The sequence below is a fragment of the Subtercola lobariae genome (genome assembly GCF_014640255.1).
In the GTDB taxonomy this organism is placed as follows: domain Bacteria; phylum Actinomycetota; class Actinomycetes; order Actinomycetales; family Microbacteriaceae; genus Subtercola; species Subtercola lobariae.
Genome location: NZ_BMGP01000003.1, coordinates 507,966 through 532,706, shown reverse-complemented (window position 1 = coordinate 532,706; position 24,741 = coordinate 507,966). Strand labels below are relative to the sequence as shown.

25 protein-coding genes are annotated in these 24,741 nt (G+C 64.2%); 15 read left to right on the top strand and 10 right to left on the bottom strand.

Annotation, left to right across the window (positions count from 1 at the left end; translation table 11 throughout):
- Positions 1 to 110 precede the first annotated feature (110 nt).
- The 7 genes from IEX24_RS10450 to IEX24_RS10420 all read left to right on the top strand — a co-directional run bounded on the left by IEX24_RS10450 (position 111) and on the right by IEX24_RS10420 (position 7,682).
- Entirely contained in the window at positions 111 to 707 is a 597-nt protein-coding gene (locus IEX24_RS10450; RefSeq protein ID WP_188677825.1) for a TetR/AcrR family transcriptional regulator, read from the top strand.
- Positions 704 to 2,080, top strand: a complete 1,377-nt coding sequence (locus IEX24_RS10445; RefSeq protein ID WP_229715227.1) for an MFS transporter — start codon at positions 704 to 706, stop codon at positions 2,078 to 2,080. Before IEX24_RS10450 ends, IEX24_RS10445 begins: the two co-directional genes overlap by 4 nt.
- Positions 2,080 to 3,339, top strand: a complete 1,260-nt coding sequence (locus tag IEX24_RS10440) for an alanine racemase (protein ID WP_188677822.1) — start codon at positions 2,080 to 2,082, stop codon at positions 3,337 to 3,339. Before IEX24_RS10445 ends, IEX24_RS10440 begins: the two co-directional genes overlap by 1 nt.
- On the top strand, positions 3,336 to 4,649 hold the full coding sequence (locus IEX24_RS10435) for a D-arabinono-1,4-lactone oxidase (protein ID WP_188677819.1): 1,314 nt from the start codon (positions 3,336 to 3,338) through the stop codon (positions 4,647 to 4,649). Before IEX24_RS10440 ends, IEX24_RS10435 begins: the two co-directional genes overlap by 4 nt.
- Complete coding sequence (locus IEX24_RS10430) at positions 4,646 to 6,091, top strand: glycoside hydrolase family 1 protein (RefSeq protein ID WP_229715226.1); 1,446 nt, start codon at positions 4,646 to 4,648, stop codon at positions 6,089 to 6,091. The genes IEX24_RS10435 and IEX24_RS10430 overlap by 4 nt, the downstream gene beginning before the upstream one ends.
- Positions 6,092 to 6,166: 75 nt before the next feature.
- Positions 6,167 to 6,733: a LemA family protein gene (locus IEX24_RS10425; protein WP_188677817.1), complete on the top strand. Its 567-nt coding sequence runs from the start codon at positions 6,167 to 6,169 to the stop codon at positions 6,731 to 6,733.
- Between the two features lie 73 nt (positions 6,734 to 6,806).
- The gene (locus tag IEX24_RS10420; RefSeq protein ID WP_188677814.1) at positions 6,807 to 7,682 is read left to right on the top strand and encodes a M48 family metalloprotease; all 876 of its coding nucleotides are present in this window, start codon (positions 6,807 to 6,809) and stop codon (positions 7,680 to 7,682) included.
- A gap of 135 nt (positions 7,683 to 7,817) precedes the next feature.
- On the opposite strand, the gene IEX24_RS10415 is transcribed toward IEX24_RS10420, so the two are convergent.
- Positions 7,818 to 9,014, bottom strand: coding sequence for a winged helix-turn-helix domain-containing protein (locus IEX24_RS10415; protein WP_188677811.1), 1,197 nt, complete (start codon positions 9,012 to 9,014; stop codon positions 7,818 to 7,820).
- A 66-nt stretch (positions 9,015 to 9,080) separates the two neighbouring features.
- Between IEX24_RS10415 and IEX24_RS10410 the strand changes: the two genes are divergently transcribed.
- Complete coding sequence (locus tag IEX24_RS10410) at positions 9,081 to 10,310, top strand: AI-2E family transporter (protein WP_188677808.1); 1,230 nt, start codon at positions 9,081 to 9,083, stop codon at positions 10,308 to 10,310.
- Positions 10,303 to 11,556, top strand: coding sequence for a threonine ammonia-lyase (ilvA, locus tag IEX24_RS10405; protein ID WP_188677805.1), 1,254 nt, complete (start codon positions 10,303 to 10,305; stop codon positions 11,554 to 11,556). Before IEX24_RS10410 ends, ilvA begins: the two co-directional genes overlap by 8 nt.
- A 30-nt stretch (positions 11,557 to 11,586) precedes the next feature.
- Here ilvA and greA read toward each other — a convergent pair whose 3' ends face one another.
- Both greA and IEX24_RS10395 read right to left on the bottom strand, forming a co-directional pair.
- Positions 11,587 to 12,075, bottom strand: a complete 489-nt coding sequence (gene greA / locus IEX24_RS10400) for a transcription elongation factor GreA (RefSeq protein ID WP_188677802.1) — start codon at positions 12,073 to 12,075, stop codon at positions 11,587 to 11,589.
- 46 nt (positions 12,076 to 12,121) lie between these two features.
- A complete protein-coding gene (locus IEX24_RS10395) occupies positions 12,122 to 12,598 on the bottom strand; it encodes a DUF4307 domain-containing protein (RefSeq protein ID WP_188677799.1) in 477 nt (158 codons plus the stop codon).
- A 120-nt stretch (positions 12,599 to 12,718) separates the two neighbouring features.
- Between IEX24_RS10395 and mca the strand changes: the two genes are divergently transcribed.
- The 4 genes from mca (at position 12,719) to IEX24_RS10375 (ending at position 16,420) form a co-directional block, all read left to right on the top strand.
- Positions 12,719 to 13,648 (top strand): mycothiol conjugate amidase Mca, encoded by a 930-nt coding sequence (mca, locus tag IEX24_RS10390; protein ID WP_188677795.1) that lies wholly within the window; start codon positions 12,719 to 12,721, stop codon positions 13,646 to 13,648.
- Complete coding sequence (locus tag IEX24_RS10385; protein ID WP_188677792.1) at positions 13,645 to 13,920, top strand: hypothetical protein; 276 nt, start codon at positions 13,645 to 13,647, stop codon at positions 13,918 to 13,920. Before mca ends, IEX24_RS10385 begins: the two co-directional genes overlap by 4 nt.
- Before the next feature lie 243 nt (positions 13,921 to 14,163).
- On the top strand, positions 14,164 to 15,798 hold the full coding sequence (locus tag IEX24_RS10380; protein WP_188677787.1) for an HNH endonuclease signature motif containing protein: 1,635 nt from the start codon (positions 14,164 to 14,166) through the stop codon (positions 15,796 to 15,798).
- A 97-nt stretch (positions 15,799 to 15,895) separates the two neighbouring features.
- Positions 15,896 to 16,420, top strand: coding sequence for a DUF1003 domain-containing protein (locus IEX24_RS10375; protein WP_188677784.1), 525 nt, complete (start codon positions 15,896 to 15,898; stop codon positions 16,418 to 16,420).
- A gap of 3 nt (positions 16,421 to 16,423) precedes the next feature.
- Here IEX24_RS10375 and trhA read toward each other — a convergent pair whose 3' ends face one another.
- Positions 16,424 to 17,194, bottom strand: a complete 771-nt coding sequence (gene trhA, locus IEX24_RS10370) for a PAQR family membrane homeostasis protein TrhA (RefSeq protein WP_188677782.1) — start codon at positions 17,192 to 17,194, stop codon at positions 16,424 to 16,426.
- A gap of 70 nt (positions 17,195 to 17,264) precedes the next feature.
- Here trhA and IEX24_RS10365 point away from each other — a divergent pair, with 70 nt between their 5' ends.
- Both IEX24_RS10365 and phoH2 read left to right on the top strand, forming a co-directional pair.
- The gene (locus IEX24_RS10365; RefSeq protein WP_188677779.1) at positions 17,265 to 18,050 is read left to right on the top strand and encodes an isoprenyl transferase; all 786 of its coding nucleotides are present in this window, start codon (positions 17,265 to 17,267) and stop codon (positions 18,048 to 18,050) included.
- A 216-nt stretch (positions 18,051 to 18,266) separates the two neighbouring features.
- Entirely contained in the window at positions 18,267 to 19,607 is a 1,341-nt protein-coding gene (gene phoH2 / locus IEX24_RS10360) for an RNA 5'-3' helicase PhoH2 (protein WP_229715225.1), read from the top strand.
- Positions 19,608 to 19,636: 29 nt separating this feature from the next.
- Here the strand turns inward: phoH2 and IEX24_RS10355 are convergent, their stop codons facing one another.
- From IEX24_RS10355 to xseA, 6 genes are all read right to left on the bottom strand, one after another.
- Entirely contained in the window at positions 19,637 to 20,113 is a 477-nt protein-coding gene (locus IEX24_RS10355; protein WP_188677777.1) for a prepilin peptidase, read from the bottom strand.
- Positions 20,114 to 20,182: 69 nt separating this feature from the next.
- Positions 20,183 to 21,595 (bottom strand): class II fumarate hydratase, encoded by a 1,413-nt coding sequence (locus IEX24_RS10350; protein ID WP_188677774.1) that lies wholly within the window; start codon positions 21,593 to 21,595, stop codon positions 20,183 to 20,185.
- A gap of 133 nt (positions 21,596 to 21,728) precedes the next feature.
- Positions 21,729 to 22,358, bottom strand: coding sequence for a carbonic anhydrase (locus IEX24_RS10345; protein ID WP_239082907.1), 630 nt, complete (start codon positions 22,356 to 22,358; stop codon positions 21,729 to 21,731).
- Positions 22,359 to 22,390: 32 nt separating this feature from the next.
- Positions 22,391 to 23,104 (bottom strand): DUF4245 domain-containing protein, encoded by a 714-nt coding sequence (locus tag IEX24_RS10340; protein WP_188677768.1) that lies wholly within the window; start codon positions 23,102 to 23,104, stop codon positions 22,391 to 22,393.
- A 7-nt stretch (positions 23,105 to 23,111) separates the two neighbouring features.
- On the bottom strand, positions 23,112 to 23,423 hold the full coding sequence (locus IEX24_RS10335; RefSeq protein ID WP_188677765.1) for an exodeoxyribonuclease VII small subunit: 312 nt from the start codon (positions 23,421 to 23,423) through the stop codon (positions 23,112 to 23,114).
- A 10-nt stretch (positions 23,424 to 23,433) separates the two neighbouring features.
- Positions 23,434 to 24,726, bottom strand: coding sequence for an exodeoxyribonuclease VII large subunit (xseA, locus tag IEX24_RS10330; protein WP_188677763.1), 1,293 nt, complete (start codon positions 24,724 to 24,726; stop codon positions 23,434 to 23,436).
- Positions 24,727 to 24,741: the final 15 nt, after the last annotated feature.

Genomic DNA, 24,741 nt, shown 5'->3' with positions numbered 1-24,741 from the left:
TCGGCGCGATGTCAAAGCACCATGCGGTTGCATGTAGTGTTTCGTGTCATAATCGCTCAACTGGGTCAGATGACCCACTCGAGAAGGCCCCACACCAACGAAGGTGAGCAATGCCCCGACTACCCGTTGCCGAGCGCCGTGAGCTGCTGCTCGAGGCTGCGCTTCGCGTGGTGGCTGCGCAGGGCATCCAGGGCGCCACCACCCGCGCCATTGTGGCCGAAGCCGGCGTTTCGCTGGCCAGCTTTCACTACGCCTTCGCGAGTCGCGATGAGCTCATCGCCGAGCTGGTGAACTCGGTCATCGCGAGTGAAGAGCTGGCCTTGACTCGACTTGAGCTGCGCGGCGGCTCGATGCGCGACACCCTGCGCGAGGGTCTGATGCACTACTTCGACGTTCTGCGCGAAAACCCGATGAGAGAGAAGGCCATGTTCGAACTGACGCAATACGCCATGCGCTCGCCCGAGCTCGAGCCCCTCGCTAAGATGCAGTACGAGCGGTACTACGCTCTGGCCGAGCAGGCGCTCGACGTTGCGGCTGCCTCCACGGGGCTTCGGTGGAGTAAGCCGGCGGCCGAACTCGCAACCGTGTTGGTCGTTCTGACCGACGGCCTCACCATCGGCTGGCTGGTGAATCGCGACGACGCTGCGGCGCACGCCATCATCGACTTCGCTGCAGACTCGTTGAGCGCATTGGCAGAAGCCGCATGAGCGGCACAGGTGACGCGAGTGGCGCCAGCGGCGCGGCGGGCATGAGCGGCGCGAAGGGCACGAGCGGCGCAGGCGACTTCACCGCCGAAGCCCCGACCGGCAGCGGCTCCGCCCTCGGCGGCGTCGGCGTGCTCGGTGTCTTCACCGAACCTACCAAACGCATCGGCGGCGGCTGGATCGCCCTCTTCGCCATCGCCTGGCTCGGCATCTGGATGGCCCAGCTCACCCCCATTCAGCTCTTGCTGCCCTTGCAGGTCGAGAACCGGGTGAACACGGGCAACTGGATGGACAGCGTGGTGGCGTTCGGCGTCATCTCCGGCATTTCGGGCGTCGCTGCGCTCATCACCTTTCCCATCACCGGCGCCATGTCTGATCGCACCACGTCGCGCTTCGGTCGCCGTCGCCCCTGGATCGCCTTCGGCACCCTGCTCTTCGCGGTCTCACTGGTGCTCTTGGGCGCCCAGGAGTCGCTCGTCGGCGTGGGCATCTTCTGGACTCTCGCCATCATCGGCTTCTGCATCGTGACGGCATCACTCACCGCCACGATCTCAGACCAGGTTCCGGTGGGTCAGCGCGGCTACGTCTCGGGCTGGCTCTCGGCACCGCAGGCCATCGGCATCATCTTGGGTCTGGTGCTCGTCACCGCCGTGTTCACCGGTCTCTTCGTGGGCTACCTCGCGGTGGCCGTCGCCCTGGTCGTGTTGGTCGCTCCGTTCTGCATCTGGATGCCCGACACCGTGCTGCCGAAAGCCGACCGAGCTCGTGTCACGGCCCGCGCCTTCGTCGATGGGTTCTGGATCAGCCCTCGAAAGTACCCCGACTTCGGATTCACCCTGCTCAGCCGCATTCTCGTCAACATCGGCAACGCCCTCGGCACGGCCCTCTTGCTCTACTTCTTGATGTTCGGGCTGAACGATGCCTCGGCCCAAGACGACCTGATTCTGCTGGTGCTCATCTACATGGTGTTCGTCATCATCGCCGCCCTCGGCGCGGGTGCACTGTCTGACCGAATCGGCCGGCGGCGGGTTTTCGTGTTCGTGTCGTCTGCACTTCAGGCCGTGGCCGCGCTGCTGCTCGCCTTCGTTCCGTCGCTTGACGTGGCGATGGTGGCCGGCGGCTTGCTCGGCCTCGGCTACGGCTGCTTTCTCTCGGTCGATCAGGCGCTCGCAACCCAGGTGCTGCCCGACCCCGCCACCAGAGGCAAAGACCTCGGCATCATGAACATCGCCACCGCCGTTCCGCAAGCCATCGCACCCCTGCTCGGTGCCGGAGTCGTCGCCCTGTTCGGCGGTTTCACCGCCCTTTTCGTGTTGTCTGGTCTGTTCGCCGCCGCGGGTGCTTTCGCCGTGGCCCGAGTGAAATCGGTTCGCTGATGCCTGCCACCCTGCCCTTCGCCCTCACCCGCTCCGAGGCCACGCCCTGGCAGAACCCTGCGCAGTACTGGGGCGACCTCACCGCGGCAACGGCGAACCTCGATACCCCGCTGGCCGCACTCAGCCTGACCGCGCTCGCGCACAACGCTTTCTCGATGCTCGATCGCGCGGCGGGTAAACCCATTCGTGTCGCCAGCAAATCGGTTCGCGTTCGCGAGGTGCTCGACGCCGTGCTCGCGTTACCGGGTTACGCCGGAATTCTCGCCTACACGCTGCCCGAGGCGCTCTGGCTCGCCGAGACCATCGACGACGTGGTGGTCGGGTACCCCACGGTCGACCGCGCCGCGATCGCTCGATTGGCGTCGGATGATCGGCTCGCCTCACGGGTGACGTTGATGATCGACTCGGTGAGTCAGCTCGATCTCATTGACGCCGTCGTTTCGCCGAAGGTCCGCGCGAGCATCCGCATCTGCATCGAACTCGACACGTCGTATGTCACGCGTGCCCTCGGGCATATCGGGGTGTGGCGTTCGCCCATCTTCACGGTGGGCGAGGCGCGCACGCTCGCGCAGGTCGTCGAGTCGCGCCCGGGCTTCAGCCTGGTGGGGCTGATGGGCTACGAGGCGCAGATCGCGGGAGTCGGCAACCGGCCGAAAGGCAACCCTGCCAGGGCACGGGTGCTCGACTGGATGCAGCACCAATCCATCGCCGAACTCGCCGACCGGCGGGGTGCCGTTGTGCGCGCCGTGCGCGAGGTGGCCGATCTCGAGTTCGTGAACGGTGGCGGTACAGGGTCGCTCGAGAGCACTTCTGCCGACTCATCCGTCACCGAGATCGCCGCCGGCAGCGGGCTCTTCGGCGGCCACCTCTTCGACACCTACTCGCGGTTTCAGCCCGCGCCCGCGGCAGCGTTCGCGCTCTCGGTGGTGCGCAAACCCACGCCGAAGATGGCGACGCTGCTCGGTGGCGGCTGGATCGCCTCGGGGCCGGCGCAACCCGACCGGCTGCCCGAAATCGTGTGGCCCCTCGACCTGAAGATGCAGGCCCGCGAGATGGCGGGCGAGGTTCAGACTCCGCTCTCGGGTGCGGCCGCCGAGGTGCTGCGACCCGGTGACCGGGTCTGGCTGCGGCACACCAAATCGGGGGAGCTCTCTGAGCACGTCACCGAGTTTCAGCTCGTCGACGACCAGGTGCGGGGCGCAGCATCCATTGTCGCCGCACTGCCCACTTATCGGGGCGAGAATAAGGCGTTTCTGTGACGGCGACGGGAGCGGTTTGGCGCAACTGGGGCCGCACCGAAGCGGTGAAGCCGGCCCGGGTCGAAAGGCCGTCGAGAGTCGAGGCGGTGCAGCGTGCCGTCATAGCCGCGGCGAAGTCGGGAATGCGCATCAAGGCCGTCGGCGCAGGCCATAGTTTCAGCGGAATCGCGGTGGCCGGGGGAGTGCAGCTCGACCTACATGCCCTGAGAGGCATACGTTCGGTCGACAGTGCACGCTTGCAGGTCACGCTAGCCGGCGGCACGTTTCTGCACGAGATTCCGCGCCTTTTGGCGCCGTTCGGGCTCGCCATGCAAAACCTCGGCGACATCGATCGACAGACCATCAGCGGCGCCATCTCCACCGGCACGCACGGCACCGGTCGGAGGTTCGGCGGCATCTCGACCCAGGTGGTCGGCGCTGTTCTGGTGGTGGGCGACGGGTCGCTGCTCACCGTGAGCGAGACCGAGAACGTCGAGCTGCTGCCGGCCGTGGCCCTCGGCCTCGGCTCGCTCGGCATCATCGTCGAGGTGACGCTGCAGTGCGTGCCCACGTTCGTGCTGCACGCCACCGAAGCCGCCGAGCCGCTCGACGACGTGCTTTCGCGAGTGGATGCCCGTGCCGACGCCGTCGACCACTTCGAGTTCTACTGGTTTCCGCACACCCGCACCGCACTTACCAAGACGAACGCGCGACTCCCCGCACACACCGTTCGGCGGCCGCTCTCGCCGCTGCGCAGGTTCATCGACGACGAGCTCGTATCGAATCAGCTCTTTCGGGTCACCTGTATGGCCGGGCGGGCGGTTCCCGCGGTCATCCCGCACATCAATCGGGCGGCCGAGAAACTCACTGGCACGCGAGAATTCAGCGATCTATCGGCCCGGGTCTTCGCCACGAAACGCACCGTGCGCTTTGTCGAGATGGAGTACGCCGTGCCCGCCGAAGACGTACCCACCGTGCTGGGGGAGATCGACGACCTCATCGAGAGTCGGGGCTGGCGCATCTCGTTTCCCATCGAAGTGCGCTTCGCTGCGGCCGACGATGTGCTGCTCTCGACCGCCTCGGGTCGCGAAACGGGATACATTGCAGTGCACCGTTACTACCGAGACGACCCGGCAGAGTACTTTCGGGCGGTCGAGGAGATCATGATGGCGCACCACGGCAGGCCGCACTGGGGCAAGATGAACACCCGCGACGCCGCGTCGTTGCGCACCGTGTACCCGCACTTCGACGAGTTTCTCGCGGTGCGCGACCGGCTCGACCCCGAGCGGCGCTTCGCGAACACGTACCTCGAGCGGGTGCTCGGCCGATGAGCGAGAACGCCCGCGACGCCGCCATGGCCGAGGCCGAGGCGTTCGCCTCGATCATCCCCGCCGGTTTCGTGATGGGAGTTGCCACTGCGGCATTTCAGATCGAGGGCGGCGTGCACGATGGCGGCCGCGAACTGTCGGTGTGGGATGAGTTCAGCCACCAGCAGGGCCGCATCGCTGGCGGCGCGAACGCCGACGTCGCGGCAGACCACTTTCACCGGGTGAGCGAAGACGTCGCCCTGATGGCCGACCTCGGCGTCGACTCCTACCGGTTCTCGTTCGGCTGGCCCAGGCTTCAGCCCGGCGGCACCGGTAGCCTCAACCGTCAGGGCATCGCGTTCTACGACCGGTTGCTCGACGAGCTGCTCACGGCCGGAATCAGCCCGATGGCCACCCTCTTCCACTGGGACACCCCGCTCGAACTGCGTGGCAGCTGGCTGAACCGCGACACCGCGCAACGCTTCGGCGACTACGCCTACGCCGTGGGCGAGGTCTTCGGCGACCGAGTCGACCGGTGGGTCACCATCAACGAGCCGGCCACCGTCATGCTGAACGGCTACGCACTCGGCATTCACGCCCCCGGTACGACACTGCTGTTCGACGCGCTGGCCGCGGGTCACAATCAGTTGCTCGGCCACGGGCTCGCCGCGCAGGCCCTGCGTGGGGCCTCGGTTCGCGGCGACATCGGCATCACCAACGTGCACTCGCCGGTGTCAGCGGTGACCAGCTCCGATGACGACGAGGCGTTCGCTGGGCTCTTCGACATCGTGCACAACCGGATGTTCGGCGACGCGGTGCTGCTCGGCGAGTACCCCGATGTGCCAGAGGCGTTCGCCGCGCTGCTGCGCCCGTTGGTCGAGGCTGAGCCGGGCGATCTGGCGATCATCCACCAGCCCCTCGATTTCTACGGGCTGAACTACTACTTTCCCACCCGCATCGCGGCCGGAGCTGGGGGAGTGGCCTCGCCCGACGGCGAGTCGAGTGCGCTCTCGTCGTTGCCGTTTCACCTCGGCGAGTGGCCCGAATTTGCGCGCACCGGTTTCGGCTGGCCGAACGCTCCCGAGTTTCTCGGCGTCGCCCTCACCGAGCTGGCCGAGCGGTACGGCGAGGTACTGCCACCGGTGTTCATCACCGAGGGCGGTGTCAGCCTGCCCGATGCGGTGGTTCTGGATGCCGAGACCGGCGTCGCCCGCATCGGCGACTCCGCGCGCATCGACTATCTCGCCGCTCATCTGCAGTGCGCCCTCGACGCCACAGCGCCCGGCGGCCCGGCCTCGGCGGTGGATCTTCGCGGGTACTACGTGTGGTCTCTCCTCGACAACTTCGAATGGGCAGCCGGATTCAGTCAGCGTTTCGGGCTCGTTCACGTGAACTTCAGCACCCTCGATCGCACGCCGAAAGAGTCGTTCGCATGGCTGCGACGGGTGCTCGAGGCGCGTTCGTAACCCGAGGCTGCCCGATGGCTGAGAGCTTGCCTCGACCCCTCTGTGTGAGTACATCTCAGTCGTTATAGTTGTGGCATGGGCTGGATAATCGCACTGATCGTCGTCGTCGTACTCGTCATCATCATCGGTATATACCTGTGGGCGACCTACAACTCGCTGGTGACGCTGAACGTTCGCGTCGACGAGGCGTGGAGCGACATCACCGTTCAGCTGAAGCGTCGAGCCGATTTGCTGCCGAACCTCATCGAGACGGTCAAGGGCTACGCGGCGCACGAAAAAGGCGTGTTCGAGGCGGTTACGAAAGCGCGTGCTGAGACACTGAGCGCGCAGGGGCCTGCCGAGGCATCTGTTGCCGAGAACCACATGCAGACCGCCCTGAAGAGCATTTTCGCGGTCGCCGAGGCGTACCCGCAGCTGCAGGCTTCGCAGAACTTCTTGCAGTTGCAAGCCGAGCTGGTCGACACCGAAGACAAGGTGCAGGCGTCTCGACGGTTCTACAACGGCGGGGTGCGCGAGCTCAACACCAAGATCAAGGTCTTTCCGAACAACGTCTTCGCCAAGCGGCTCGGCTTCACCGCCCGCGACTTTTTCGAGGTGGCCGACCTGGCTGCCATCGCAGAGCCGCCGCGTGTGCAGTTCTAGAGCAGTGGCGATTGTCAGTCACCCTCACGTACTTTCTCTCTTTTGACACAAACCTCTCTGACCCGAACGTCACATGTATAAAGCAATAGCGGCGAACAAGCGCAACACCGTGGTGATTCTGGTGCTGTTCGTCATCATCATCGGCGGCCTCGGCTGGCTTGCCGGGTACCTCTACAGCAGCTACAGCCTGACCATCGTGATTCTGGTGTTCGCCATCGGGTTCGCCATTTTTCAGTACTTCTTCGCTGCGTCGCAGGCCGTCATGCAGTCGGGCGCCATCGAGATTCAGAAGGCCGACAATCCGAGGCTCTGGCGCGTTGTGGAGAACCTCGCCATCACCACCGGGCAGCCCATGCCGAAGGTCTACATCATCAACGATGCGGCGCCGAACGCCTTCGCCACCGGGCGCGACCCGAAGCACTCCGTGGTCGCGGTCACCACGGGGCTGCTCGACATCATGACCGACTCCGAGCTCGAAGGCGTCATGGCGCACGAGATGGGGCACGTGCAGAACTACGACATTCGCGTGTCGCTGATCGTCTACGGGCTCGTGGTGGCGGTGGGGCTCATCGCCGACATGTTCTTGCGCATGGCCTTCTTCGGGCGCGGCAACAATAACAACAACAATCCGCTGGTGCTCGTTCTCGGGCTGGTGGCGGCGGTTATCGCGCCCATCATCGCGACCGTCGTGCAACTCGCCGTGTCACGGCAACGGGAGTATTTGGCCGACGCCACGAGTGCGCTCACCACGCGGCATCCGGATGCCCTGGCCTCCGCCCTCGAAAAGCTCGAGGCCTACGGCAAACCCATGCAGAAGCAGACCACGAGCATGGCGCACATGTGGATAGCCGACCCCCTGAAGCCCGGCCTCATGAACCGCCTCTTCGCGACGCATCCGCCCATCCCCGACCGCATCGCGCGCCTAGAAAAAATGGGCGGCAGTTTCTGAGCATATGGCCCGCCCTGCGGGCGGCGCCGCATGAATCCTCGCGGCGGTAGTGGCGGGACTGGCGTCGCATGAATCCTCGCGGCGGTGGTGGTGGTTGCGCGCCCGGGCGAGGTGGGGCGGCACCCGGGTGCGGGCCTAAGGCGCGGCTACGGCCGCGGCCAGGGGCGCCGCGAAGTTGCCGCGGGGGGCTACGAGTACGTCGGTGAGGTTCTGCCAGGCCGCAGTTTGGCGCAGCACGATGGCGAGGCGCGCTGCCGCGTCTGCGGGAGTGTTCGGCTCGCTCCAGGCCGCCTGCACGCGCAAGACGCCGGCCTGCCGATCGTTCTTGAGGTCGACGCGCCCCACGACGCGATCGTCGATCAGCACCGGCAGCACGTAATACCCGAACACTCGCTTGGGCTGCGGAGTGTAGATCTCGATGCGGTAGTGAAAGTCGAAGAGCCGCTCGGCGCGGTCGCGCTGCCACACCATCGGGTCGAACGGCGACAGCAGAGCGGTGGCCTCGATGCGGCGAGGCTGCCGGGCGTCGCGGTGCAGCCAGGCCGGTTTGTTCCAGCCCTCGACCGACACGGGCAGCAGCTCGCCTGAGGCCTCGAGGTCGCGAATGGCCGGCTGAGCATCTACCCCCTTCAGCCGAAAATAGTCGGCGATGTCACCGGCGGTGCCGATGCCGTGAGCCTTCGCCGAAATGGCCACGAGTTCACGAATCGCGTCGGGTCGCGTGACCTCTCGCGAGGCAATCTCGGCCGGCAGCACGTGCTCTGGCAGCGCGTAGGTTCGCTCGAACCGGGTGCGCCCGGCACTCACCACATCGCCCCAGCGAAAGAGCGTCTCGAGCCCGACCTTGACGTCAGACCAGCCCCACCACGAGCCGGTGCCCTTGTTCGACTCGTGCTCGATGGCGCTGGCGGGCAGCGGCCCCTTCTCGGCCAGCTCAGCCAACAGCCACCGCAGCATCTGCGGGTTCGCCTCGGCCCACGAGCCTGGCTTGGTCGAGTGCGCCCGAAAGTCGGCCATGCGCCAGCGCAGCAGCGGAAAGGTCTCGACCGGAATGAACGACGCCTCGTGCGCCCAGTACTCGATCATGCGTTTGCCGTAGGTCAGCCGGTCGAGATCGGTCTTCTGATAGGGCCCGAGCCGCGAGAACGCAGGCATGTAGTGGCTGCGCTCGAACACGTTCACCGAATCGATCTGCAGCAACGCGAGCCTGTTCACCAGCCCTGTGAGCTGTCGCAGGCCCACAGTGGATGCCCGGCTCGCCCCGCCCGAACCGAACCCTTGCGCGCCCAGCGCTATGCGCCGCGCCACCCCCGCAGAAATCGTAGAAACCACACTCGAAGCGTACCGGCGCCCTCAGACACCAGCCGCTCTTCAGAGGGCGCTGTCTAGACTGAACTCATGTCAGATTCCGTCGAACCCACCGATCGGTCGAGTTTCTTCGCACGTCGACGTGCCGCGGTTCTGAAGGCCCAGGCCGACCAAGCCGCGGTGCAGGCCGCGGCGCTGGCTCGAGTAGTGGAAGATTCGGCCCCGGCTTCTGCCTCGGCAGACGGAATCGTGCCACCCGCCATGATGATCGCCGGCGCGTGGGCATGGCGCATCGTGGTTATCGTTGCGGCACTGGCAGCCTTGCTCTGGGTCGTGTCGCAGTTCAGCCTCGTGGTGATTCCTTTGCTGATCGCCGTCATTCTCTCGGCGCTGCTCGTGCCGTTCAAGAACTTTCTGATTCGGCACCACTGGCCGCACTGGGTCGCGATCGTGGTGCCGCTGCTTGCTGTGTTCGTCGTGATCGGTGCGCTCGGGTTGCTCGTGACCACGCAAATAACCTCGGGTTACGACGACCTGAAGGCGCAGAGCACCGCGGCGTACAACTCGTTCATCGACACCTTGAAGAACGGGCCGTTGCACCTCACCGATGACCAGATCAGCAGTTACATCGGTCAAGCGTGGACAGCGATTCAGAACGACAGCGCCGCCCTCTTCCGCGGCGCTCTGAGTGTGGGTTCGACCGTCGGGCACGTGCTCACCGGTGTTCTGCTGGTGCTCTTCTCGACGCTTTTCATCCTCATCGACGGCAAGGGCATCTGGAGCTGGCTGGTGCGCGTCTTTCCGAAACGCGCCCGTGCGGCCGTCGACGGCGCGGGGCTTTCGGGCTGGAATACCCTGCAGAGCTTCATCAAGGTGCAGATTCTGGTGGCGTTCGTCGACGCGGTCGGTATCGGGCTGGGCGCTCTCATTCTGCAGGTGCCGTTGGCCATCCCGATCGCCGTGCTCGTGTTTCTCGGGTCGTTCATTCCCGTCGTGGGCGCGGTGCTGACCGGGGCGCTCGCCGTGTTCATCGCTCTCATTTACAACGGCTGGGTCGTGGCACTCATCATGCTCGGCGTGGTGCTTCTGGTTCAGCAGATCGAGGGCCACGTGTTGCAGCCGCTCGTCATGGGCACGGCTGTTAAGGTGCATCCACTCGCCGTTGTTCTTGCCGTAGCTGGGGGCAGTATTATCGCTGGTATCCCGGGCGCATTTTTTGCCGTTCCCTTCATCGCGGTTCTGAACGTGATGATCAAATACGTGGCAAGCGGCGTCTGGCACGGCAAACCCGAACCGAAAGAGCCCCTACTCGATGCCTGAAACACCCGCACAGACCGTCTCTGCCATACCCGACCTGGCAGACATCGAGTCTGCGCGGCAGATCGTGGCTAGAGTAGCGCAGCCCACGCCCATCGAGACCTCGCGGTTTCTGGCCGAGGTGCTCGGGTCTGACGTTCTGCTGAAGCTCGAGAACCTGCAGCGCACCGGGTCGTACAAGATTCGCGGCGCCTACTACCGCATGTCGCGGCTGAGCGCCGAAGAGAAGACTCGCGGCGTCGTTGCGGCCTCTGCCGGCAATCACGCTCAAGGTGTCGCCTTCGCCGCCCGCGAACTCGGCATCAAGGCCACCATCTTCATGCCGCTCGGTGTCGCCTTGCCGAAACTGCAGGCCACACGCGATTACGGTGCGGATGTTCTGCTCCGCGGTCACACGGTCGAAGAACCCTTGAGAGCCGCCGCCGAGTACGCCGCGACGACGGGGGCGGTGCTCATACCGCCGTTCGATCATCCTGATGTCATCGTGGGCCAGGGAACGCTCGGGCTGGAGATCTTCGACCAGGCGCCCGACTTCGAGACCATCATCATTCCTATCGGCGGAGGCGGGCTGATCTCGGGTGTCGCCAGTGCAGTCAAGCAGCGAGCTGCGGCCGACGGGCGTCAGGTTCGGGTCATCGGCGTGCAAGCAGCGAACGCTGCCGCCTACCCGCCCTCGCTCGAGGCCGGCGTCGCCACCGAGATTCGCACCTCGGCCACCATCGCAGACGGTATCGCCGTGGCGAAACCCGGCATCTTGAACTTCGAGATCATTCGGCAGCTGGTCGACGAGATCGTCACCGTGAGCGAAGCAGATATCGCCAGGGCCATTCTCGTGCTGCTCGAGCGAGCGAAACTCGTCGTGGAGCCGGCCGGCGCAGTGGGCGTCGCGGCGATCTTGGCGGGTCAGATCTCGAACGCTGGCAAAACGGTGGTCATACTCTCAGGCGGAAACATCGACCCGCTGTTGATGCAGCGCGTCATCAGCCACGGCCTGGCCGCGTCAGACCGGTACCTGAAACTGCGCATCATGCTGCCCGATCGGCCTGGTCAGCTTGCTCGCACCTCAGAGATCGTGGCTGAGGCCAACGCGAACGTCATCGAGGTGCTGCACACACGTCACGGCGGCGGAATGCAGCTCAGCGAGGTCGAGCTCGAACTCAGCGTCGAGACGCGTGGGCCTGAGCATCGTGCAGAGGTTGTAGAGAAGTTGCGCGAGGCGGGCTACGACCCTCGGCTCGTGCTCGACTGAGCCGCATCCGCTTCGCAACGTCGAGCGGTCTCAGCCGGTGTAGTTCTCGACCGCGGTGACCTTTACGGTGATGGCGCGGCCGTTCGGCGCCTCGTAGGTGGTGGTGTCGCCTACCGCGAGACCCATGATGGCTGAGCCCAGCGGGCTCTTCTCCGAGTACACGTCAAGGTCGCTCTGGCCGGCGATCTCGCGGCTGCCCAAGAGAAAGACGGTCTCATCTCCCGCGATGACTGCCGTGATGACGGTGCCGGGGACGACCACTCCGTGGCTCTCGGGCGCTTCGCTCACCTGTGCGGTTTTCAGCAGGTTGGTCAAGAACCTGATGCGAGCCTCTTGTTTGCCCTGCTCGTCTTTGGCGGCGTGGTAACCGCTGTTTTCTTTGAGATCGCCCTCTTCGCGCGCCGACTGAATCTTGTCGGTGATCTCTTGCCGGCCGGTGGTAGTGGCGTATTCGAGCTCATTTGCTAGACGGTCGTACGCTGCCTGTGTCAGCCAGCTGACCTCTGCTTCGTCTGCCATGAAGTTTCCCTTACGTTGGTGCGCGGCCCGTGGTCTGGCGGGCTGCCTAGGTGAGCCAGCAGCTGTCGAGGGTTCCGGTGACAGCTGGTTCTGTGGTCAATACAGTAGTGGTGATCTGCTGAGTTCGTTGCGCCGACGCGGGCACGTCGATCACTTTGAAACCCACCACCGAGTGGTTCGAGTTCTGCGCCTCGATAGCGCACGACACCGCGCGGCCACTGTCGACAGACACCGTCACCGCGACGTCGACCCGGGTGCCGCTGACGATGACGAACGCCCGATTCTGTGCATCTACTGTGGATGCCGTACCGTCGAACCCCGCCCATACGACCCACGAGCCGATGACCACGACAACCGCGGCACCGAACGCGAGCGCAATGATGCGACCGCGCTTTGACGTGCGGGGCGTGCGGCCATACCGTTCTGCGCGAACGTATGAGGCCGGTTCTGCTGTTGATGAGGGCGCGAGCGGCGCGCTCGAAGCGGCGAAAGGGCCGTCTTCGCTCAACTCGTCTTCGTTCACGTCTTCGAATCTCTTTCGTCGAAACGATTAGTCTAGGTCAGTGCAGAAAATCCCCGCACAACCCATTTCACTAGGGTAGTTCGCTTACCTGAGGAGTTGAGACACCTGGCATTTCGTCTCATGGCAGTTCACGCCCATCCCGACGATGAGTCGAGTAAAGGCGCAGCCACGTATGCCTATTACGAGCACCACGGGGCCGACGTCATGGTGGTGAGTTGCACCGGCGGTGAGCGCGGCAGTGTTCTGAACGAGAACCTCGAAGCGCGAAGCTGGGCCGAGCGGGACATGGCTGGGTTACGCCGGGTCGAGATGGCGGCAGCGCAGGCCGCTGTCGGGTTCGAGCACCGCTGGCTCGGGTATGCCGATTCGGGGTTGCCCGACAAGGGTGATCCGTTGCCTGCGAACGCTTTTGCGAGCATCCCGACCCAGGTGAGTGTGCGGCCGCTTGTGAAACTGGTTCGCGAGTTTCGCCCGCACGTGCTCCTCACCTACGACGAAAATGGGGGGTACCCGCACCCCGACCACATTCGCTGCCACGACATCTCGGTGCTCGCGTACGAGCTCGCGGCCGACGAATCGTACGCGCCCGAACTCGGGCCGGTGTGGCAGGTGTCGAAGCTCTACTACGACCGTATCTTCAGCTACCAGCGCATGCAGTCGATCTACTCGCTGCTTCTCGAAACCGACCCCGAAAGCCCGTTGCTCGAGTCGTTCACCGAGATCAAGAGGTGGATGACCGAAGCCCCGTACCTCGCGACGACTCAGGTTCCGGCGGGCGAATTCTTCGGGGCTCGTGACGCGGCGCTGCTCGCGCACGCCAGCCAGGTCGCGCCCGACAGTTCGTTCTTCTTCTGGCCGAACGAGCTGCAGCAGAAAGCGTGGCCGTTTGAAGACTTTCAGCTGATCGATTCGAAGGTGCCGCTGCCTGAGCGCGGCGATGCGCTCGAATCAGATCTGTTCGAGGGCGTCGTCGACGAAAGTGCTGATGCACAGGCCCTCGACCACGACCAGACCCGCGTTGATGCACAGGCGACGGAGGCCGCGAAATGATGCTCCTTACCGTCACCGCCCTGAATTGGCTAGCCGACGACTCCACGCCGACGCCTGACCCCACCTTCAACCCAGACACCGTGACGCCGGGCACAATCGGCTTTGTCATCACGTTGTTGGTCGCGATCGCTGCCGTCGTACTGATCATCGATATGGTTCGTCGAATTCGACGTGTCAACCTGCGTGCCCAAGCCAAAGAAAAGATCGACGCAGAAGAGGCGGCTGCGGCTGCAGCCGCGATCAGCGGCCCGAAGGGCAAGAAGAACCGCTAGCCGCGCTTGCGCGCTTGTTCGTTCGCAGATCATCTTTCGACTGAACGCTCGACCCCGATCGCTAGTCTCCATCTCCATAATTCTGCGCCGTAGCCTGCCGTGCATTGACGATCCGTTGTCTCCTGAAGCCGGCCCATCCATCTGAAGGCAAGCCCGTTGGGCGCGGCAGCTTTGGGTCGGAGTGTCGGTGGTTTCGGCCATAATTTTAGTGAGTGTTACTCGTGTTTGTGGTAGAATCGTTCTATGAACGTGAACCCCAACCCCGCTCCCGGCCCGGCATCTGCCGGGTCAGCCGGTGCGCGGTTGCGGGAAGGATTACTGGCCGCAGTGGGGGCGCTCGATGACTGTGGGGGGTTCCGGGCTGCCGCGCCCGCTGGGCTTGCCGATGAGGATGTGGTGGCTGGTCTGGCAGCGGTCGAGGCGCTGGGTCGGCTGGTGGATGGGTTACGGGTCTCGTACGCGGCTGAGATCGCCTACCGCGGCCGACACGACCTCGGTAACGACGGGCTCACGGTACGCAACAACTTCAGCTCACCGGCGGCGATGATCGCCGCTGTCACGTCCGTGTCGATGAGGACGGCGAGGGGGCGGGTGCGGCTCGGGGAACAGGTACGAGTTGGCGAGTCGTTCCTCGGGCAGGCGCTACCAGGCAAATACGACGCCGTGCGTGAAGCACTCTCTGACGGGCGGATCGGGGTTGATGTCGCTGATGCGATCATCCGGCCATTAGACGACATCAGCGGCGCAGCCCTCACCGACGACGTACATGCTGCCGCCGTGCGGCTGGTTGAGCAGGCGGGGATGAGTGTGGGCGGGTTCGGGTTCACCGCCGACCAAATCAGGGGGCTCGCTGTACGGGTGCGGGAGAACATCGACCCCGACGGTGCTGAACCCCGGTACACAGATTTGGAAGAACAACGCGGGCTGACGTTCTCCCGAATGCGGTCAGGGAACACCAAAATGGTCGCGATCTTCACCCCCGACCAAGCCGCGGTATGGAAAGCGATCGACAACGCCGCGTTCAGCCCCCGCGTGAAACCCGCCTTCACCACCGGCGACGACACCGCCGAAGGTAACGCCGAGGCCGGCGGGGCTGCTGCGGAAGGTAACGCCGAGGCCGGCGGGGCTGCCGGCGAAGGTAATGCCGAAACCGGCGATGCTGCCGGCGAACCAGAGTTTCTCGGTGGGCTGGAAACCCCGGAAGGTCAGAACGTTGATACTCGTACGCTGTCGAAACGGCGAGTGGACTTCTACACCGAGCTTGCGCGGAAAAGCTCAGGACTACCCGGCATGCCAGTCATCAACGGTGCAGCGCCCACGATCAACATTCACGCGACCCTCGAAGACATCATCGCCGGCCGCGGCGTCGGCTGGGTCGACGGCATCGACGAACCCATACCCGCATCCGTCGTTTCGCAACTGCTCTGCCACGGCGATGTGATCACCACCCTCTTCGGCCAACACGGCCACGTGTTGCAACACGGCAAAACCCGGCGCTACTTCACTCCCGCACAAAACCGGGCGTTAGCTGCCCGTGACGGCGGCTGCGTCTGGCCCGGCTGCGACCGGCCACCCTCATTCTGCGAAAGTCATCATGTTGATGAATGGAAACACGACAACCACGCGCCCGGCCGAACCGACATCAACAACGGCGCTTTAGTGTGCAGCTTCCACCACCGACACCTGCACCAATCCGACTGGAAACTCGTCATGAGGTTCGGGGTACCACACATGATCCCCCCGAAATGGGTCGACCCCGACCAAACACCCAGGCGATGCATCCAACAAACCGACCGACTCAACCCACCCACACCATACCGATTCGACACGAAAATGCGGGCGAGCGGGCCACCAACGCGAGCCGGCAACGCTGTCTGAATAAATGTGAGCTTCATTCGAAATGGCTGGGAAACGAGCCGTGGTTGGTTGGCGCGTCCGTATGATTCGGCAGGGGATTCGCCGAACGAGAAACCACATGACTGACACACTCACGAATCAGAATGAAGCAGCAGACGCCAACACCGCACCCTCGACGCCCATAATCGCAGGCCGAGATGAGGTCGCGCAGGTTCACCACCCGCTCGTTGCGGAGCAGCTGCGGCGACGGGCGAACAGCGTTCAATTGCGTGTCGCCGATGCCATTACCGCATTCGCGGGGTCGATGCGGTTCGTGTACCTTCACGCGGCGATCTTCGTGGTGTGGATGCTGCTCTTCGAACAAAGCCCGTGGCCGACGCTGACGCTCGTTGTGTCTCTCGAGGCGATCTTTCTTTCGACGTTCGTCATGGTGGGGCAGAACCGTCAGGCGGCCTTTCAGCAGGCGAAGGCAGACCACGACTTCGCCCAATCAGACCATGAGCTGCTGTCGAACACCGAGCTGACCCGGCAGGTGCACGAACTGACCAAACAGATTCACGCGTTCGTCATGAAGGAGGCCCAAGCGGTTGACGCCGGCAAACATTGCGATGAGGGCCCGACCGGTGAGACGCAGCGGCTGTGAGACTCAGGCGTTATACGGCGGGTTCACCGCGAGCAGCAGAATGCCCGTCCAGTGGCATGCGAATGCCACGAGGGTCAGGGCGTGAAAGATCTCGTGAAACCCGAAGACTCCCGGAATAGGGTTGGGCCGCTTCAAGCCGTAGATGACGGCCCCGATCGTGTAGGCGAGACCGCCCACGAGCACCAGCGTCATGGTGGCAGCATTGGCAGCGAAGATGTCTGCGATGAACAGCAGGGCCGCGAAACCCATCAAGACGTACAGCGGGGTATACAGCCAGCGGGGAGCGTCGATCCAGAACACCCGAAAGCCGATGCCCAGAACAGCGGCTATCCAAATGAGCACGAGTAGCAGTGTGCCTTTACCCGGCGGCAGTGCGAGAACGGCGATGGGTGTGTAGGTGCCGGCAATCAGCAGAAAGATGTTGGCGTGGTCGATGCGCTTCAGTATGCGCTTCGTCTTGAGCTTCCAGTTGAAGCGGTGATAGAGCGCCGAATTGCCGAATAGCAGCAGCGACGTGATCGCGAACACGGCGCAGCTGGCCTTCGCGGCCGGCCCATCGGCTACGGCGACCAGCACGATGCCTGCGGCAATTGCGAGCGGAAACGTGACCGCGTGAATCCACCCGCGCCAGGTGGGCTTCACTTCGAGCGGTGCGGCATCGTCGTCGGCCTCTTCGAGCAGGGGCAAATGGGGGATGGGCGGGGCTGGGTCGAGAGGCTGCGCGGCGCCGAGGCGCTCGTCGGGCGTCGGCAGGGCATCCGGATGTTCGGGCATGACTCAACACTATGGCGGGCGAATAGTGCTGCGCTGTGAGTTTGAGGCGCACGAGGGGTAGCGTAGCTTCGTGGCAAACAGGCAGGGCTCACCGGCACGTGGATTGCTTTACGGGCTCTACCAAAAGCGACTTCGCCGTGAACTTGAGGCCGGCGAGATGCCGCATCACGTCGCCATGATCATCGACGGCAACAGGCGGTGGGCGAAACAGAACTTTCTGGCGACCGCGGCACACGGGCATCGCGCCGGCGCCGCCAAGGTCATCGAATTTCTGGAATGGTGCGACGACCTCGGAATCTCGGTAGCGACGCTCTATCTGCTCTCGACCGACAACCTGAAGAGCCGCAGCACCGATGAACTCACCGAGCTGATCGAAATCATCGCTCAGCTGGCAGAAGAGCTTGCGACCTACCGCAACTGGCGCATCAAGCACGTCGGCAGCAACGAGGGATTGCCTCCCCGGCTCGTCTCCGCCCTCACTTCGGCCGAAGAGCAGACAACCGGCAACACGGGCCTGCACGTGAACCTCGCTGTGGGCTACGGGGGCCGCAGCGAGATAGCGGATGCGGTACTCAGCATCATTCGCACGCATCAGGCCGCGGGGCATTCGCTCGAAGACCTCGCCGCCAACCTCGACGAAGACCTGATTAGCGCCAACCTCTACACCGGCGGCCAGCCCGACCCCGACCTCGTCATTCGCACCTCTGGCGAACAGCGGCTGAGCGATTTCATGCTCTGGCAGAGCGCGCACAGCGAGTTCTACTTCATGGAGGCCCTCGGCCCTGACATTCGCCAGGTCGATTTTTTGCGCGCGCTGCGCGACTATTCGCGGCGCCACCGCCGTTACGGCAGCTGACCTGCAGCGACGTAACACAGAGTTAATCTCCGAAGTCGCGTGTCGTTACCTAACTCGGAGGTTCGAGCCGTAGCTTGGTCTCATCAGGTATGGCACCTGATCGAAACGGCCACATAAGTACGTTTCGATACCAACCTGGTCTTGAAAGAGACTGCGGGGCCGTTTCGCCGGAAAGAGATCCGGCGCCGCATTTCGCGGGCCGGGGTTGGAGTACTTGTGCCCGATCAGAAAACTCAAAAGTCCGTCACCACCAGCGCAATTCAAGCCGAGCGTACCTACGTGTTAGATACCTCGGTTTTGTTGTCTGACCCCAAGGCTATTTTTCGGTTCGCCGAACATCCTGTGGTCTTGCCGGTGGTGGTCATCTCTGAACTCGAATCGAAACGAAACGACCCGGAGATCGGATATTTTGCTCGCCAAGCGCTTCGAAACCTCGATGAGCTGCGGGTGCTGCACGAGCGACTCGACTTTCCGATAGCTGTCGGAGACGCCGGCGGCAGCTTACGCGTCGAGCTGAACCACTCGAACATGTCTGTGCTGCCGTCTGGCTTGCAATTGCAGGACAACGACTCGCGTATTCTCGCCGTTGCGCTCAACCTCTCGAACGACGGTCTTGACGTCACGGTGGTGTCGAAAGACCTGCCGTTGCGCGTGAAAGCAGCCTCGATTGGTCTCGCCGCCGAAGAGTATCGCGCAGAACTCGCCGTCGATTCAGGATGGACGGGGCTTGACGACATCACCCTGAGTGCCTCAGACATGTCGAAGCTCTACGAGCACGAGGGTATGCAGACCGATCTCGTGAAAGACATGCCCATCAACACCGGGCTGGTCATTCACTCAGACAGAGGATCAGCTCTCGGCCGCGTCAACGGAAAACGGAGCTTTCAGCTAGTGCGCGGCGACCGCGACGTGTTCGGCCTGCACGGTCGTTCGGCAGAGCAGCGGGTGGCGATCGACATGCTACTCGACCCAGAAGTGGGCATCATCTCGCTGGGGGGTCGAGCCGGTACAGGGAAGTCTGCTCTGGCCCTCTGCGCTGGCCTCGAAGCAGTGCTCGAGAAGCAGCAGCACAAGAAGATCATGGTGTTCAGGCCGCTTTACGCGGTCGGTGGACAGGAGCTCGGCTTCTTGCCAGGCGACGCGTCAGAAAAGATGAACCCGTGGGCTCAGGCCGTGTTCGACACGTTGGGTTCGCTCGTTTCGCAGAACGTGCTCGACGAGGTGGTAGAGCGCGGCATTCTCGAGGTGTTGCCGCTCACCCACATTCGCGGTCGGTCGCTGCACGACGCGTTCGTGATCGTCGATGAAGCGCAATCGCTCGAACGTAATGTTCTGCTGACGGTGCTTTCTCGAATCGGGTCGAACTCGCGTGTCGTGCTCACTCACGATGTCGCTCAGCGCGACAACCTGAGGGTGGGCCGTCATGACGGTGTCGCTTCTGTCATTGAGACTCTGAAGGGGCATCCACTCTTCGGCCACATCACCCTGACGCGTTCAGAGCGTTCGGCGATCGCCGCGCTCGTCACCGAGATGCTGGAGTCGAACGAACTGGCCTAGCCAGACGAGCCGGCCTTAAGCTGATCGGGTCAGCCCAGGCCAGCCCAGACGAGCACAGCCAGCCAGAACCCGGCGAGCAGAAACGGGCCCAGTGGCAAGCTGTGGCGACCGTAGGAGAACGCTAAGAGTGCCGCGGGCGCGATCAGCAACAGGGTCGCGCCCGCGGCAACCGCCGGTAGCGGGGGAGCGTTCGCACTCGGTAGCAGCTGGAGGCAGCCGGCCAGCAGCCCCATGAGCTTGACGTCGCCCATGCCGATGGCACCGAGCATCCACAGGCCACCTGCGCCGACGAGGGTCGCCAGGCAGACGAGTGCAGGCGATGGAGCACTCTTCGACAGCGCACCGTTCGATGGGGCCGTCAGCGTGTGGAGCTCGGCGGCGCACGCGAAGGCGACGTAGCCGACAAGAATCAGCCGGTTGGGCAGCCGAAGCCGGGTGACGTCAGACATGACAAGGGGTGCAGTGATGCCTGCAATGACGATGAGTGGTGCGAGCCAGAAGAGCATGGCTCGACCCTAAAACAAACAGCGGAGGGCGCCCGGGAGTTATCCACAGGCGCCCTCCGCTGGGTGAGGCTACTTCGCCTGGGGCGGCCGTGTCATCGAGAGCACGTCGAGCGCGCTGTCGAGCTGCTCGAGGGTGACCTCGCCGCGCTCCACGAAGCCGAGGTCGATCACAGCGTCGCGAACGGTGATGCCCTGGGCGACCGAGTGCTTCGCGATCTTGGCAGCGGCCTCGTACCCGATAATGCGGTTCAACGGTGTGACGATCGACGGCGACGACTCCGCGAGCGCAAGCGCGCGAGCGAGGTTCGCCTGCAAGCCGTCGACGGTCTTGTCGGCGAGCAGCACCGACGAGCTCGACAGCAGCCGAATCGACTCGAGCAGCGCCGTGCCCATGACCGGAATGGCCACGTTCAGCTCGAACGCACCTGAAGCGCCCGACCAGGCGATGGTCGCATCGTTACCGATCACTCGCGAGCACACCTGAAGCACGGCCTCGGGAATGACGGGGTTCACTTTGCCGGGCATGATTGACGAGCCGGGTTGAAGGTCGGGGATGTGCAGTTCGCCAAGCCCGGTGTTCGGGCCTGAGCCCATCCAGCGCAGGTCGTTGCAGATCTTGGTGAGGCTCACCGCGAGAACACGCAGGGCACCGGATGCCTCGACGAGCGAATCACGGGCGCCCTGGGCCTCGAAGTGGTCGCGCGCTTCGGTAATAGGCAGTTCGGTCTCTTCGGCCAGCAGGCTGATGACGAGCTGGGGGAAGCCGGCGGGCGTGTTGATTCCGGTGCCCACAGCCGTTCCGCCGAGCGGAACCTCGGCGACGTGCCTCAGCGTGCCTTGCACGCGCTCGATGCCGAGGCGAACCTGTGACGCGTAGCCACCGAATTCTTGCCCGAGCGTGACGGGTGTGGCATCCATCAGGTGGGTTCGGCCCGACTTCACGGCCGTCTTCCACAGCTCTTGCTTCACTTCGAGCGCCTCGGCGAGGTGGGTCAGTGACGGAATGAGGTCGTTGATGAGTGCGCCCGTGACGGCGACGTGCACCGACGTGGGAAAGACGTCGTTCGACGATTGCGAAGCATTGACGTGGTCGTTCGGGTGAACCTTCGAGCCCAACCGGGTCGATGCGAGCGAAGCCAGAACCTCGTTCATGTTCATGTTCGTCGAGGTGCCGCTACCGGTCTGGTAGATGTCGATGGGAAACTGGTCGGCGTATCCGCCGGCGATGACGTCGTCGGCGGCAGCAGCGATGGCGGTTGCGATGCCGGAGTCGAGTACGCCGAGCTTCTCGTTGGCCAGCGCGGCGGCCTTCTTGATGCGCGCGAGAGCCGTGATCTGGGCAACCTCGAGCACATCGCCCGACACGGGAAAGTTCTCGACCGCCCGCTGGGTCTGCGCCCCGTAGAGCGCACTGGCGGGCACTCGCACCTCGCCCATCGTGTCGTGCTCGATGCGGTACTCGGTGTCAGTAGAGTTCTCCACCACTTCGTGGTCTTCCTTTCATTTGTCGCCCGCTATCCATGCAGGGGCGCGCTGGGGGTGTGATGTTGTGGGTGTGATTCTGGGTGCTTGTGTCTGTTCGCTGCCGAAGGCTGACGCCAGTCTTGCGCCATTCTTACGCCGCAGGTTGGTCGACGGCCCCCACGATGATGTCGGGTACCACCTGACCCTCGGCAAGGCGGTAGTTGGCGCCGACGATGGCCAGCCGCCCCTCGGCGATGGCCTCGGTGATCATTTCTGAGGTCTCAAGAAGCTCGGCGACGGTGTCTCGCAGGTGATACTTGCCCACCTTCTGCGGGTCGGCCGACGCCGGGTTCACTCCGCTGCCTGGATGCTCGGCCTCTGCCTCCTCGGCCACCTGCGTGATGGCGGGCACAATCTTGTCGACCAGGTGCGCGATGTGCGGGGGCAGCGGGGGAGTCTCGGGGTCTTGTGACGCAATGGCTGCCGCTACGGCACCGCACGCGTCGTGCCCGAGCACCACGATGAGCGGCACGTTCAGCACGCCCACTGCGTATTCGAGGCTGCCCACGACCGACTCAGACATGACCTGACCCGCATTTCGAACCACGAAGAGGTCGCCGAGGCCCTTGTCGAAGATGATCTCAGCGGCAAGGCGCGAGTCGGCGCAACCGAAGAGTGCGGCATGCGGGTTCTGACCGGTGGCGAGCTCATGGCGACGGTCGACGTCTTGCCGGGGGTGCCGAGGGTGCCCGAGCACGAATCGCTCGTTGCCGCGAACCATTTCGGCCCAGGCCGACGTGGGCGTCGTCACGCTCACTGGCCGACCACCGCCGTCGCCGGCTGCGACTGGATGTTCGGGGTGATCGATTCGGCCACCTGGGTGAACTCCTCTGTCGTCGCCGTGCCGAGCAGCACGTAGGTGGTGGCACCCGATTGAGTGCTGAGCGCGTAACTGGCGTTACCCACGTCGTTCGGAGTCTGCCGGTTGTCGTACACCGTCCACTGCACGCCATCGATGGTCACGGTGTCTGTGGCCGCGGTGTCGTGCAGTTGCTCGGCGAGCCAGGCGTCAGTTCCGCCGTTCGTCGGGGTCGTAACTGCTTGTTCGAGCCCGATGTAGGCGTTGCTCGGGGTGACGAGGCCGATGTACCAGTACGGAACAGTGGCGGCCGCAGTCGCCCCGGTGCTCGACCTGATCTCGGCGGCGTTCGCACTCCAGGTGCTGGGCAAATCGGGCGAGGCCACGGGAACGGGGAAGGCCGCTTGAGCGCTCGAAGCGATCGAACGATAGTCGACCGGCGGCAAGTGCGATGTGTTGTCGCGCGGCACGAGCAGCACGATGACGATCACCACGGCGACGCACACGATCAGCGACAACCAGAGGTTGTTGATGGTCTTGTTGGCCCGGTACTTGCGAGAATTCTCGGCCTTGCGCGCGGCGGTTTCGTCGGGAGTTTCGGGCCTGCCGAGTTCGGCGACCACCTGCGGCGGCTTCTGCCGCCTCGAGACTGTGCCGTTCGAACTCACCGCGCGCCTACTCTGTTACCGCTGCGCGTGAAGAAGACGAAGACGAAGACGACGGCGAGGAGGCGGAGCCGTCGGCGGAATGCCCCGCGGCGCGCGCGGCATCGAGCCGCGACTTGGCCCCGATGAGCCACTCCTCGCAGCGAGCGGCCAGCGCCTCGCCGCGCTCCCACAGGCCGAGTGACTGCTCGAGGGTGGCGGCGCCGCGCTCGAGCTCGGCTACGACACGAACGAGCTCGTCTCGAGCCTCTTCGTAGCTGAGTGCGCTGACGTCGCCCGGCTGACCGGCGCGCGCGTCAGTATTGGTCGGTGACGTGGGCATGGCTTCAATCTTACCGATGAGTCGAGGTCTCGAGCTCACCTTCAGAGCGTGCTCGCAGAGCTCCGCTGGCAAGGGTGATTGTGAGGGAGGAGTCAAGCGGAGCATCCACTGGCCGTCTGACAATGTGACCGGCTCGGCTGCCCTGGCCCGAACTGCCGCTGCCGCCCGGGCCGCCGTCGGCGCGCTGCACGATGGCGTACCCGCGGTCGAGAGTGCTTTGCGGAGACAGTGTGCGTAGCCGCGCGCTGAGCTCGCTTGTGGTCGTGCCAGCACGTTCGAGCACGCGGTTCATCAGTTCGACCCCCCGCGAAACGTAACGGGTGAGGTCTTCTGCGCGCGTGTCGACGATCCAGCTCGCGTTCTGGAGCACCGGCCGCGAACGCACCTGTTCGATGCGATCGATCTCCGAGCGCACGAACGCCGTGACACGCAGGCTGAGCCTGGCGCGGGCCTGCTCCACCTTGTTGAGCTCTTCAGACACGTCGGGCACTAGCCGTTTCGCCGCGTCGGTGGGGGTGGATGCCCGAAGGTCTGCCACCTCGTCAAGAAGTGGTCTGTCGGCCTCGTGCCCGATGGCGCTCACCAGCGGTGTTCGGCAGGCGGCCGCCGCGCGTACCACTGACTCGTCACTGAACCCGAGCAGGTTCTGAAAGTCACCGCCGCCGCGCGCCACAATGATCACGTCGACCTCAGCATCGTCGTCGAGCGTCTTTATCGCTGCAGCAACCTCGCGCGGCACTCGATCGCCCTGAACGGCCGCGTGCACGACCCGAAACGACACCGACGGCCAGCGCAGCTGAGCGTTTCGCAGTACGTCTTTCTCCGCATCGCTGTCTTTGCCGGTGATCAGCCCGATGCAGCCAGGCAGAAAAGGCAGCCGCTTCTTGCGCGACTCATCGAACAACCCCTCTGAGGCGAGCTGGCGACGCAGCCGCTCGAGGCGCTCGAGCAGGTCGCCGAGGCCGAGGTGCCGCATCTCGAACACCTGCATGCTGAGCGTGCCGCCCTTGAGCCAATAGTTCGGCTTGACGAGCGCGATGACACGATCGCCCTGCTTGAGGTCGGCAGGAAGCTTCGAGCGCACCGACGACCAGATGTTGAACCCGACGGTCACGTCTTCGCTGGTGTCTTTGAGTTTGCCGTAGATATTGCCGCCGCTGACACCCCATTGGGTGATCTCACCCTCGACCCACGCGGTGCCCAGTCTGTCGATGTACGACTTGATTTTGCCCGAGAAATAGCCCACCGGCCACGGGTTCTCGAACGTGGGCGGGCCCTCGGCGAAGCTCGGCGCTTCGGCCATGGTGGTACCTCCTGC

Bases quoted from the DNA above. Each gene is read 5' to 3' on its own strand.
- IEX24_RS10450 (WP_188677825.1), top strand. From the start codon at position 111: ATGCCCCGACTACCCGTTGCCGAGCGCCGTGAGCTGCTGCTCGAGGCT.
- IEX24_RS10445 (WP_229715227.1), top strand. From the start codon at position 704: ATGAGCGGCACAGGTGACGCGAGTGGCGCCAGCGGCGCGGCGGGCATG.
- IEX24_RS10440 (WP_188677822.1), top strand. From the start codon at position 2,080: ATGCCTGCCACCCTGCCCTTCGCCCTCACCCGCTCCGAGGCCACGCCC.
- IEX24_RS10430 (WP_229715226.1), top strand. From the start codon at position 4,646: ATGAGCGAGAACGCCCGCGACGCCGCCATGGCCGAGGCCGAGGCGTTC.
- IEX24_RS10425 (WP_188677817.1), top strand. From the start codon at position 6,167: ATGGGCTGGATAATCGCACTGATCGTCGTCGTCGTACTCGTCATCATC.
- IEX24_RS10420 (WP_188677814.1), top strand. From the start codon at position 6,807: ATGTATAAAGCAATAGCGGCGAACAAGCGCAACACCGTGGTGATTCTG.
- IEX24_RS10410 (WP_188677808.1), top strand. From the start codon at position 9,081: ATGTCAGATTCCGTCGAACCCACCGATCGGTCGAGTTTCTTCGCACGT.
- ilvA (WP_188677805.1), top strand. From the start codon at position 10,303: ATGCCTGAAACACCCGCACAGACCGTCTCTGCCATACCCGACCTGGCA.
- greA (WP_188677802.1), bottom strand. From the start codon at position 12,075: ATGGCAGACGAAGCAGAGGTCAGCTGGCTGACACAGGCAGCGTACGAC.
- mca (WP_188677795.1), top strand. From the start codon at position 12,719: ATGGCAGTTCACGCCCATCCCGACGATGAGTCGAGTAAAGGCGCAGCC.
- IEX24_RS10385 (WP_188677792.1), top strand. From the start codon at position 13,645: ATGATGCTCCTTACCGTCACCGCCCTGAATTGGCTAGCCGACGACTCC.
- IEX24_RS10380 (WP_188677787.1), top strand. From the start codon at position 14,164: ATGAACGTGAACCCCAACCCCGCTCCCGGCCCGGCATCTGCCGGGTCA.
- IEX24_RS10375 (WP_188677784.1), top strand. From the start codon at position 15,896: ATGACTGACACACTCACGAATCAGAATGAAGCAGCAGACGCCAACACC.
- trhA (WP_188677782.1), bottom strand. From the start codon at position 17,194: ATGCCCGAACATCCGGATGCCCTGCCGACGCCCGACGAGCGCCTCGGC.
- IEX24_RS10355 (WP_188677777.1), bottom strand. From the start codon at position 20,113: ATGCTCTTCTGGCTCGCACCACTCATCGTCATTGCAGGCATCACTGCA.
- IEX24_RS10345 (WP_239082907.1), bottom strand. From the start codon at position 22,358: ATGGTTCGCGGCAACGAGCGATTCGTGCTCGGGCACCCTCGGCACCCC.
- IEX24_RS10335 (WP_188677765.1), bottom strand. From the start codon at position 23,423: ATGCCCACGTCACCGACCAATACTGACGCGCGCGCCGGTCAGCCGGGC.
- xseA (WP_188677763.1), bottom strand. From the start codon at position 24,726: ATGGCCGAAGCGCCGAGCTTCGCCGAGGGCCCGCCCACGTTCGAGAAC.